The sequence below is a fragment of the Soonwooa buanensis genome, from assembly GCF_900167905.1.
Lineage (GTDB): Bacteria > Bacteroidota > Bacteroidia > Flavobacteriales > Weeksellaceae > Soonwooa > Soonwooa buanensis.
The window spans coordinates 205548-216852 of sequence record NZ_FUYZ01000005.1 but is presented as its reverse complement, the minus strand read 5'-3'; the positions used below and the strand labels follow the sequence as shown (position 1 = coordinate 216852).

Below are 11305 nucleotides of genomic sequence, written 5' to 3'. Positions count from 1 at the left end.
CAAAATTGAAGTGGCTTTTCCGTCGGGGCGGCAGGATTCGAACCTGCGACCTCCTGGTCCCAAACCAGGCGCGATGACCGGACTACGCTACGCCCCGAGGTCAACGAAACTTTAATAAAAAAACTCACAAACAAGTTGTGAGTTTTTTGTGAGCGCGACAGGATTCGAACCTGTGACCGTCTGCTTAGAAGGCAGATGCTCTATCCAGCTGAGCTACGCACCCTTCCAGAGATTACTCTCATTATTTTTAAAAAGTCGGGGCGGCAGGATTCGAACCTGCGACCTCCTGGTCCCAAACCAGGCGCGATGACCGGACTACGCTACGCCCCGAAATATAATATAAGTGCGGAGGGTGTGGGATTCGAACCCACGCGACCCTTTCGGGTCGACAGTTTAGCAAACTGCTCCGTTAACCACTCCGGCAACCCTCCTACTTTTATTTAATTTTAATGATCGTTTAACTGCTGAATTGCGAGTGCAAATATAGAACACTTTTTAATATGTACCAAATTATTTTTGTAATTTTTTTTCATATTTTTGACACAGTAAAACACAATAAAAGCCCCATGTATGCGTAATTCATTATATGTCATAGGATTAGGAATCACTTTAGTTTCTTGTGGTTCTCAAAATAATTCTAAAAAAGTTGCAGCGACGCCAAAGCCTGTTGCCAAAATTCAACCAACAAGTCCAACTACTCCAGTTGTAAAGCCACCTGTTAAACAAGAAGAAGCCGACTTCTTCAAAGTAAACATTGCGGACATTACCAAGAATGATAATACGATTAGCTACGGATCAATTGTTGCTGCAAAGCCTAATAATTATAAAGTTGTGAAAACATACTTTCCTGCAGTTGCACAAAATTTTCGTCAACGCTATGTCATTTTACACTATACTGCTTTGGACAATGATAAGTCTGTATCTGTACTGACGCAACAATCTGTAAGTGCACATTATCTTGTAAACTCTTACGATGATAACGAGATCTATCTTTTGGTTGATGAAAATAAACGTGCTTATCACGCTGGTGTTAGCAATTGGAGAAATGACCAAAATCTGAACGACATCTCAATTGGTATTGAAATCGTAAATGGCGGTTGGGCAGCAGACGCAACAGGAACAAAAAGTTTCCCTGGTTTTCCGGAAGAGCAAGTAAAAAAAGTAGCTAGCCTTGTTAAAGACATTGCAACACGTTACAACATCCCTCCTACTAACATCCTTGCGCACTCCGACATTGCCCCAACTAGAAAACAAGATCCAGGTCCAATGTTCCCTTGGAAAAAGTTGTATGATGAATACCAAGTTGGTATGTGGTATGATGATGCGACAAAAGCTACATTTTTAGCAACAACGACACAAGAAGATTTTTTAGCACAATATAATACACCGCAATTTATTTATAAAATCCAAACAGCGTTAAATAAATTCGGATACAAACTTGACAATACAACTGCTTGGGATAAGCAAACGAAGCAAACAATAGAAGCCTTTCAGTATCATTTTCGACCTGAAAAATCAGACGGAATCTTAGACATGGAGACTTGGGCTATCTTACAAGCTTTAATGCAAAAATATCCTTCTAAATAAGTTTTTAAAAGATGACGTTTCGTTTCGAAAGTTTCGAAAGTTTGTTATTTTTAAATAAAATAAACCCGAATCAGGGACGACTTCGTCGTCCCTGATTCGTGCTAAAACACGCCTCAATTATTTAGGCTATAATCTTTTTTTTAAAATTTTTTAAAAAAAATCTTGAAAAAAATGACGTCACAATAAAAAACTTATAAACACAAAAATTTTGAACACTGCCTTAAACAAAACAGCCGTCAATAAATATTTGTTATCAAACCTAATTTTAATTTTATTACAGTTTACTACTTTTATAACGGGCAGTTTTTACATTGAATCAAAACCTCGAGAAGCTTCGCAATGGTTTTTATATATCGACTGGAAAGCATTTTTTATTGTTACCTTAATTATCATCGTATTTCCACTAATTATTAGCTTTTTAAAAATGTTGAATTGTATAATGTATCGATCTGTTATTCAATTGGTATATATCAAGCTTGGGAATTGGTGATTCTAAAATCATAAATCTTCAATAAAAACTCTAATTTTTCTAATGCGCAGAATATTCTAGCCCTGATGGAAGCGGCATCCTTGCGGCGAGTGAGGCGGCGGAGCGCAGCGGAGCCGTCCGAGCGAGCTCGTCAAGATACAGCGAACAGCAGGAATAGCTCCTAAAAAATGTTTTGAAAATTTTGACTAGCTTTGTGTTATGGAAGAACGCGTAGTTTTAGTAAATCCACAGGACGAGATTTTGGGATTGATGGAGAAGATGCAAGCGCATGAAAATGCTTTGCTACATCGGGCTTTTTCGGTGTTTTTGTTTAATGACAAAGGTGAAATGCTATTGCAACAACGTGCCGCCGGAAAATACCATTCGCCGCTACAATGGACTAATGCATGTTGCAGCCATCCGCGCGAAAACGAATCTTACCTAGATGCCGCAAAACGCCGTCTACAAGAAGAACTAGGAATTTCGGCAGAGTTGACAGAGCGTTTTAATTTTTTGTATAAAGCTGATGTTGGGCAAGGTCTTTGGGAGCATGAGTTGGACTATGTTTTCACAGGGGAATATAACGGTGATTTTACACTGAATCCTGAAGAAGTGGCGGACATAAAATACATCTCCATCAACGAGCTAAAACGCGAAATTGAAGAATTCCCCGAGCGTTATACGGAGTGGTTCAAAATCATTTGGGATGAATACCGAAATCATCTAGAAATTTCTTAATTCTTTTTATTTTTCGTAATTAAAATTAAATACGTTGGTATTTTTTTTATATTTAGATTCAATTTTACAACCAAATCTAATATGAAGAAAAAACTACTAACTGGCATCGCTGTGCTAAGTCTTGGACTATCGTTAAACGCTCAAAATGTGACAGTTTTTAATGATGTTCCGTTCTACAGCATGTACCATTATTTGGGTGAAGGACAAAGTCTTCCGCCTGAAGCTTACTCACAAATTCCGACAGGTGCCATCCGACTTCACGGTTATGAGCGTGATATAATTTCTAGAAAATTAACGCCCGAAGAAATCGAAAGTATTGGCAGCAGCGTTTCTGTCGAGGTTGATCTTATCGCGGCATGTGATAATTATGATCGTCTAGCTGGTATTAATATAGCTTTAGTTCCGAAAGGTTTGACGACTTATACTTGGGAGCAAACGGATGTTAAACGTATCGAGCTTGGTCGTTTTATCACGCCATTTATGAACAAGAATAAAACGCCAACCACGGTGCCTTATCAATTTAAAACTGATAATCTTGCGAATCTTTTACACGATACCTCGATAACTCAGAATTATGACATTTGGATTGAATTCCGTGCAGATGGTTATTCTGCTGCAGCTAACACACAAGTTGCTGGTTGTGCAGATAGAACAGATGTTTTTAGAGGGAATTTAAGATTCGTCTCTACTGGTTCTGCGCCGACCAATTCTAATTTTTTCATGCCTTTACTTTATCGTTCAAATCTTAATAAATACAATTCAACAGAAGAACCTGGCACTACAACAAGAACCGTAAATTTCACATTAAATACTCCTGTTGACAATGCAGTTTTACATTTAATTTCGTCCAATCACGGTGCCAATACCAATGGCGAAGAATATGTAAGACGTGAGCATTATGTCTATCTCGATGATAATCTTGTGCATCAATACAAACCTGGTGGCAAGTCTTGCGAACCCTTCCGTGTTGTAAATACACAAGGCAACGGCATCTACGGTTCGACCGAAAAAACATTACGCAACTGGCTATCTTTCAGCAACTGGTGTCCTGGAGATGCCATTCCAAATCGAGAGATAAAACTTGGAAATCTAGCTGCGGGACAACATACGATCAAACTAAAAGTTCCTGATGCTGTTTTCGCCAATAATGAAGGCTACTTCCCTATTTCGATGTATCTTCAAAATGCTAGTAACGGTGAGGTTATTTGTAATGGTCCGACTAATTTTAAGCTAAGTAATCAGGTTAATCAAAGCTATGATCTAAGCTGGACACCAAATCCAACTGCTGTACAATCGCAAGTTTTGTATGGACGCCGAGGCGGATATTCTACAAGTTTGGAAACTTATGTTGACACAGACCAAAGTAATCTAAGCGTGAATAATTTAACGGTATATTGGACTTATGAAAATTACATCAAATCAAAATGTACAGATATTAACAAAGAAAGTCTGTGGATTGGTCCAGTTTTATCACAAACTATTGTATTAGGAACGAGCGAAACTTCTAAAAAAGATGTAAGCATCTATCCAAATCCTAGTCAAAAAGAAGTTAATATCCAATCAAACGATAAAATTAAAAACATCGAATTATATAGTATTGATGGTAAAAAACTAAATAATTACCAATCGAACAAAATTGATATTTCTAAATTGAATAAGGGCGTCTATAACTTGAATATCCTTTTTGAAAATGGTGAAACATCCAACCAAAAGATAATTAAAAATTAATTTTAGCTCAATAAAAATTAAAACTCAATAAAAAAAGCGATTCGTAGGAATCGCTTTTTGTTTTATCTTGTTTCTAAATATTTTTGCCATTGCCAAGTTGTTCTCAGCGCTTCTTCTAGTGAAGTGTCAGCTTTCCAATTTAGTTCTTTTTCAGCTTTGTCAGCGTTAGCATAAGCAATTGTAATATCGCCGGCGCGACGATCACAAATCTGATACGGAACATCAACATTATTCGCCGATTCAAAAGCTTTAACAACTTCCAAAACCGATGATCCTTTTCCAGTTCCTAAATTATAAATATCTATAACTGTTTCTTCTTTAGAATCGATTAGTTTTTTAAGTGCAGCAACGTGAGCTTTCGCCAAATCTACAACATAAATATAATCACGCACTGCTGTACCATCTTCTGTTGGATAATCATCTCCCCAAATGCTTAACTTCTCACGAATTTTCGCGGCAGTTTGCATTACATAAGGCACCAAGTTATTTGGAACTCCGATTGGTAATTCACCCAATTTAGCTGATGGATGCGCTCCAATTGGATTAAAATATCTTAGCAAAGTGATTTTCTTTTGATTCGCTAAAGCAAAATCTTTTAGAATCTCCTCGCCCATTTGTTTAGTCTTTCCGTAAACGCTTTCTGGCATTTTGAGCGGCGTATTTTCGTCAATCGGCATTTGATCCGCTTGACCATAAACTGTACAAGAAGAACTAAAAATAAAATTAGATACATTTCTAGTTTTAAACTCTTGTAAAATATTAATCAACGAAAACAAATTGTTTTCATAATATTCCAAAGGTTTTTCTTGACTTTCGCCCACCGCTTTAAAAGCTGCAAAATTAATACAACCTTCAATATTATGCGCTTCAAAAACTTGAGATAATAATTCTTTTCGTCTTAAATCAAATGGATAAAAAATCGGTTTCTTACCCGAAACTTCTTCAATATTATTTAAAATAAATTTTTCAGAATTAGATAAGTCGTCAACAATTACCACTTCAAAATCATTGTTAAGAAGTTCTACAACCGTATGCGAACCAATATAACCTAATCCTCCGGTTACTAGTATTGCCATTAATTTTTTGTGTTTTATTTAGTTCGAAATTATTCCGCAGACATAAATTCCAAAACGGCGTCTGTAATATATTTCAGTTGCTCTTCGTCCAGCTCTGTATGCATCGGTAGAGAAATAACTTCATTCAAAAGTTTATCTGTATTTACAAAATCTGCATCGTTACTTTCTTGGTAATAAGCTTTTTGTTTTCTAAGTGCAACTGGATAATAGATCATCGCAGGAATATCCTTTTCAGACAAGAATTTTTGAAGTTCGTTACGTTTTCCGTTCATGATTCTTAAAGTATATTGGTGGAAAACATGGTTAGTATCATCAGCTGTAACTGGTGTTAAAATATCCGCATGATCCGCAAATGCTTCGTTATAATAATTAGCCGCCCATTGACGCGCTTCGTTGTAATTATTTAATAATGGAAGTTTTTGTCTTAATACAACCGCTTGGATGCTGTCCAATCGAGAGTTAACACCAACTTCGTCATGATAATATCTTTCGTACATGCCGTGGTTAACAATACCACGAAGTCTGTGCGCTAAATCATCATCATTAGTAAAAATCGCTCCACCGTCACCATAACAACCTAAATTTTTAGAAGGGAAAAATGACGTCGTACCAATCGTTCCCATAGTTCCTGATTTTTTAACCGTACCGTCTGAGAATGTGTAATTTGCACCAATAGCTTGGGCATTATCTTCGATAACGTAAAGATTATGTTCTTTAGCAATTTTTAGAATTTCTTCCATATTCGCACATTGTCCAAACAAATGCACAGGAATAATCGCTTTAGTTTTTGGAGTGATTGCTTTTCTAATTTGTTCTGGATCGATGGTAAATGTATCGTAATTAACATCTACTAGAACAGATTTTAATTTTAATAAATGAATAACTTCAACTGTTGCAGCAAATGTAAAATCTGCAGTGATAACTTCATCTCCTTCTTTCAGATCCAGCGCCATAAGCGCAATTTGCAAAGCATCTGTCCCATTTGCACACGGGATAACATGCTTAACATCTAAATAATTTTCTAAATCTGATTGGAAAAATTTAACTTCTGGTCCATTAATAAACGCTGCCGAATTCATCACATTGATTACAGCGTTATCCACTTCATTTTTTATTTTATAGTATTGACTTTGAAGGTCAACCATTTGAATTTTTTTCATAACGAAACTTTGATTTTGTAAATTTAAGCTTAATTTAGTTCTTACAAAAAATAACCTGTCATAAATCTATGAAAAAAATCTTTACCAGCTTGATGCTCGGCGGACTCTTTTTCGCCCAAGCCCAACAAACGGAATTGGTTTTTGTCTTTTTTAAAGATAAACCTAACAAAGCAACATTTTACGCGAATCCTTTATCCGAATTGACTCAAAAATCTTTGGATAGAAGAACTCAAAAATCGATTGCTCTCAACGATCAAGATGCGCCAATCGAAGCCTCTTACATTCAAAATGTAAAAAATTTAGGATTCATTGTTAAAGACTATTCCAAATGGTTAAATGGTGTCGCGGTTAATGCAACCACAGCACAAATCCAAACTTTAAAATCTCAGTCGTACGTCTCGCATGTGGAATCTTTTGTGAGAAACCCCAACGGCGGAAAAAAATCGGAAGCCGAACGTCCTAACAAATGGCAAAATTTAGAAGCAAATAAAGCCAACTTTAATTATGGTGAAGCTGCTTCACAAATTGACCAAATGAACCTAAGACCTTTACATGTTGCTGGTTACACTGGTACTGGGATGACGGTTGCGGTTATCGACACTGGCTTTCCTAGTGTAAATACAGGAAGTGCTTTCAAAAGGTTGAGAGATAATGGACAAATAAAAGGTGGTTATAATTTCGTTTCAAAAAACAACGATATTTATAATCAAAATCTCAACTCGCATGGTGCGGTTTGTTTAGGAACAATGGGCGGTTTTATCCAAAATCAATTTGTCGGTTCTGCGCCAGATGCTAATTTTTATTTATATGTTTCTGAAGATGCAGACATCGAAATCCCAGAAGAGCAACTCTATTGGATCGAAGCCGCCGAAGAAGCTGACAGAAAAGGCGTTGATCTTATTTCGACTTCGTTGGGCTATTATGAGTTTGATGATAGTCGCTACGATTACACCTACGCAGATATGAATGGCACAACTAGTTTTATTACTCGTGGTGCGCAAATCGCTTACGAAAAAGGAATTTTCATTAATTTTGCGGCTGGTAACGAAGCCGATAATTCTTGGTTTTACATCATAACGCCAGCCGACAATGCAAAAGTATTTTCTATTGGTGCTGTCGATTATAATGGTGATAGCGCAAGCTTTTCATCCTACGGCCCCAATTCTGTCGGCGTTATTAAGCCGGATGTTTGTGCTCGAGGTGTGGCGACAGCAACTGTTTTCAATAATAATGTGACCCAAGCAAGTGGAACTTCGTTGGCAAATCCTTTGTCAGCGGGAGGTGTTACTTCATTGCTACAAGCGCTACCAAAAAGTGTCAATCTTGATGATGTTAAAAATAAACTTCGTTCGACTGCTTCTCTCGCAACTGCACCAACAGACCAACAAGGTTATGGTATTGTTAATTTTGAAAAAGCCTATAATCAATATTTAATGGTGGATAATGTGAAGCAAAGCAACTTTAGCATCTATCCAAATCCTGCTAAAGATTTTATCGAAATTAAAACCAATTCTAAAATCGAAACTGCGCAAATTTTTGATAATCTAGGAAGACTTCTTAAAACTGAAAACTCAGCGAAAATAGATATTTCGAATCTTGAAAAAGGCGTTTATTATTTAAAAATAAACAATGGCCAAAAGATAGAAAAATTCATTAAAAACTAGATACAAAAGGCTTTAACTCTAATGTTTTTAGAATTTAATTTTAAATTCTATTGATGATTAATAAATGACGAAATTCGGCAACGATTTGAAGTCGAAAGCGAACGATGTAGTTGACCAAGCAAAAAATAAAGCGGGAGAATTGAAGCAAGATGTTGAAAACGCGGCTCAATAATTTTTCTTTCGAGAAGTAAAAAAGACGGCTTTTGCCGTCTTTTTTTGTTATTTAATAAGGTTTTGAACTTGTAAATCTCCAAATCCAAAAACGCCGTATTTTAGTTTTACTTCTTTGAAAAGATCTTCAAAGTTTTTATAATTTTCTGAAAGTTGTTTTAATTCAGATTTTGTTTTGCCGGATTTTAGATCAATAATTGAATTTATTATTAAATCTAGCTTTCGAAAGACTTTTGAGTTTTCGTAAGAAAGTCTTTTTAATTCTTCTAAATCGTTTTCTGAAAATGCTTTCCAAAGTTTTTTCGCCAATGCAATATCTCGCTCTGAAATTTCGATCGCAGTTTTAATTTGATTTTCAAAATCTGTTGCTTCAAGATTTGCAAAACCGTCCCAAGATTCTTCTTTTGGAAAAACACGGAAAAGCTTTAAATCTTTTTTGACTTCACTTAGTAAAAACCAAAAATTGAGTTGACAAAATACATCGTCTTCAAACCAAAAATAAATTACAGAAGCATCTTCTATATTTTCAAACTTTTGAAATTCTGAAAACACTTTTTGCTGATAATCTAACTCAGATTCAGCATAAGTTTGAGCAATAAAATTTTGACGGTTTATCCAAAAATTTTCTTCTTTAACAGGTCCTTCGATAAGACATTCTCGCCAAATTATTAACTGAGATTTATCGACAACATTCTCAAGCGTCTCAGCAAGACAATCACCGTTAAGAACATGAAAAACCTTTGAATTTGTCATTTATTTTATAATTCAATATTCAAAAAATCCTCTTGGCGAATAGTTCTTTGCTCGCCAGTTGTAAGATTTTTAATTGTCAAGGTTTCGTTTTCAATTTCTTCTTGACCTAGAAAAACAAGACTTGAAATTCCTTTTTTCTCAGCATAAGTAAATTGTTTTTTTAGTTTCGCAGCGTCTGGATAAAGCTCTGCTGCGATGTTTTTATCTCTAAGTTTAGAAATAATTTTATAAGCTTCAATCGCTTCTGCATCGCCGTAATTTGCAAACAAATACTGAACTTGATTGTCATTAAAACTTGGGAATAAATCTAACTCTTCTAAAACCAAATAGATTCTGTCCAAACCAAAAGAAATCCCTATTCCGGGCATATCTTTAACGCCAAAAACTTCTGTCAAATTATCGTAACGACCGCCACCGCCAATAGATCCCATCTCGACGCCATCCGCTTTAACCTCGAAAATTGCGCCTGTATAATAATCTAAACCACGAGCCAAAGTGATGTTAAATACCAAATTTTCCGCATCAATTCCTAAATCTCTGGCTTTTAAAATGACAAATTCTAACTCGTCAACACCTTGAAGTCCGATTTCGATATTGGCAAAACGTTCTTTTAATTGAAGCAAATTTTCTAAAGCATCGCTTCCTTGTTCAAAAAGGAAATCCAGTTTTGCGATGGCTTCTTGAGAAATATTCTTCTCCAACATTTCTTTAACCACGCCATCTTTACCGATTTTGTCCAACTTGTCCAAAGCCACCGTAAAGTCAATCAATTGATCCGAAATTCCCGCATATTCCGCCAAACCTGAAAGAATTTTGCGGTTATTCATGTGGATTGAAACTGGCAAATTAAGATCCGAAAATGATTTAAAATACAACTTCAACAATTCCACTTCTTGCCAAAGACTTGTGCTCCCAACAACGTCTGCATCACATTGATAAAATTCTCTGTAACGACCTTTCTGTGGACGATCAGCACGCCAAACGGGTTGAATTTGATAACGCTTGAACGGGAAAGTCAACTGTCCATTATTCATTGCTACAAACCTTGCAAAAGGCACTGTCAAATCATAACGAAGCGCTTTTTCGGAAATTTGAGAAATCAATTTTTGAGAATTTTTCGCTGACCAATCTTCCTCTTTAGTTTTGGAAGCATAATCTCCAGAATTCAGGATTTTAAAAATTAAACGGTCGCCCTCTTCACCATATTTTCCTGTTAAAGTGGCAAGATTTTCAAAACTTGGTGTTTCTAAAGGTTGAAAACCAAATAGTTCAAAATTCTTTTGAAGTTTATTAATGATATATTTTCTACGAAATACCTCTTGCGATGTAAAATCTCTTGTTCCTTTTGCTAAACTCGGTTTCATGCTTTGAAAAATTCTTCTTTTTGATAAAAGCAAAGTTACTAATATTCTAAGAATTTTCGATTTTGATTTTTGTTGTAGGTATTATCAGTTTTAAAACTTGTTAGAATAGATTAACTTCATCAAGAATCGTCGATAAAACCAGCCTAAATACTTAGCTTTGTCATCAAAATAATCTTGCTATGAAATACCACACTAGAAAATGGGTAAAACCTGAAGACCTCAACCCAAATCATACACTTTTTGGAGGAAGACTTTTGGAATGGATTGATGAAGAAGCTGCTCTTTATGCTATTATCCAGCTAGAAAATCAAAAAACTGTAACCAAATATATGTCTGAAATTAATTTTGTAAACTCTGCAAAACAAGGCGACATTATCGAAATCGGACTTATGCCAATCGGATTTGGACACACCTCTCTCACTCTAAAGTGTGAGGTTAGAAACAAAATGACTCATCAAACCATTATCACCATTGATAAAATTGTGATGGTTGCTTTAGGCGAAAACGGAAAACCAGTCGCACACGGCAAAACACAAATCGAATATGTTGATGATCGATTAAAAAATCAAAATAACACAGAAGATTAGTTCTGTGT

General features: G+C 35.8%; 9 protein-coding genes and 4 tRNA genes. 5 read left to right on the top strand and 8 right to left on the bottom strand.

Annotated elements, in window-relative coordinates; genetic code table 11:
- Window positions 1-22 precede the first annotated feature (22 nt).
- The 4 genes from B5X62_RS09110 to B5X62_RS09095 form a co-directional block, all read right to left on the bottom strand.
- A tRNA-Pro gene (locus tag B5X62_RS09110) sits at window positions 23-97 on the bottom strand.
- A 52-nt stretch (window positions 98-149) separates the two neighbouring features.
- Window positions 150-223: transfer RNA gene (locus B5X62_RS09105), tRNA-Arg, on the bottom strand.
- Window positions 224-255: 32 nt separating this feature from the next.
- Window positions 256-330 (bottom strand) — tRNA-Pro (locus tag B5X62_RS09100).
- A 16-nt stretch (window positions 331-346) separates the two neighbouring features.
- A tRNA-Ser gene (locus B5X62_RS09095) sits at window positions 347-431 on the bottom strand.
- Window positions 432-570: 139 nt separating this feature from the next.
- Here B5X62_RS09095 and B5X62_RS09090 point away from each other — a divergent pair.
- The 3 genes from B5X62_RS09090 to B5X62_RS09080 all read left to right on the top strand — a co-directional run bounded on the left by B5X62_RS09090 (window position 571) and on the right by B5X62_RS09080 (window position 4522).
- Complete coding sequence (locus tag B5X62_RS09090) at window positions 571-1587, top strand: N-acetylmuramoyl-L-alanine amidase (protein WP_079667119.1); 1017 nt, start codon at window positions 571-573, stop codon at window positions 1585-1587.
- A gap of 688 nt (window positions 1588-2275) precedes the next feature.
- Window positions 2276-2794 carry an isopentenyl-diphosphate Delta-isomerase gene (idi, locus tag B5X62_RS09085; RefSeq protein WP_079667118.1) on the top strand — a complete coding sequence of 173 codons (519 nt, stop codon included), beginning with the start codon at window positions 2276-2278 and terminating at the stop codon, window positions 2792-2794.
- Window positions 2795-2875: 81 nt separating this feature from the next.
- Window positions 2876-4522 carry a peptide-N-glycosidase F-related protein gene (locus B5X62_RS09080; RefSeq protein ID WP_079667117.1) on the top strand — a complete coding sequence of 549 codons (1647 nt, stop codon included), beginning with the start codon at window positions 2876-2878 and terminating at the stop codon, window positions 4520-4522.
- Between the two features lie 62 nt (window positions 4523-4584).
- Here B5X62_RS09080 and galE read toward each other — a convergent pair whose 3' ends face one another.
- Together galE and B5X62_RS09070 are read right to left on the bottom strand one after the other, a co-directional pair.
- Window positions 4585-5598, bottom strand: coding sequence for a UDP-glucose 4-epimerase GalE (galE, locus tag B5X62_RS09075; RefSeq protein WP_079667116.1), 1014 nt, complete (start codon window positions 5596-5598; stop codon window positions 4585-4587).
- A 29-nt stretch (window positions 5599-5627) separates the two neighbouring features.
- Window positions 5628-6758: a DegT/DnrJ/EryC1/StrS family aminotransferase gene (locus B5X62_RS09070; protein WP_079667115.1), complete on the bottom strand. Its 1131-nt coding sequence runs from the start codon at window positions 6756-6758 to the stop codon at window positions 5628-5630.
- A gap of 68 nt (window positions 6759-6826) precedes the next feature.
- Between B5X62_RS09070 and B5X62_RS09065 the strand changes: the two genes are divergently transcribed.
- Window positions 6827-8422, top strand: coding sequence for a S8/S53 family peptidase (locus B5X62_RS09065; protein ID WP_079667114.1), 1596 nt, complete (start codon window positions 6827-6829; stop codon window positions 8420-8422).
- A 219-nt stretch (window positions 8423-8641) separates the two neighbouring features.
- Here the strand turns inward: B5X62_RS09065 and B5X62_RS09060 are convergent, their stop codons facing one another.
- Both B5X62_RS09060 and hisS read right to left on the bottom strand, forming a co-directional pair.
- Window positions 8642-9346, bottom strand: a complete 705-nt coding sequence (locus B5X62_RS09060) for a DUF1835 domain-containing protein (protein ID WP_079667113.1) — start codon at window positions 9344-9346, stop codon at window positions 8642-8644.
- 5 nt (window positions 9347-9351) lie between these two features.
- The gene (hisS, locus tag B5X62_RS09055; protein ID WP_079667111.1) at window positions 9352-10710 is read right to left on the bottom strand and encodes a histidine--tRNA ligase; all 1359 of its coding nucleotides are present in this window, start codon (window positions 10708-10710) and stop codon (window positions 9352-9354) included.
- 179 nt (window positions 10711-10889) lie between these two features.
- Here hisS and B5X62_RS09050 point away from each other — a divergent pair, with 179 nt between their 5' ends.
- A complete protein-coding gene (locus B5X62_RS09050) occupies window positions 10890-11297 on the top strand; it encodes an acyl-CoA thioesterase (RefSeq protein WP_079667110.1) in 408 nt (135 codons plus the stop codon).
- Window positions 11298-11305 lie beyond the last annotated feature (8 nt).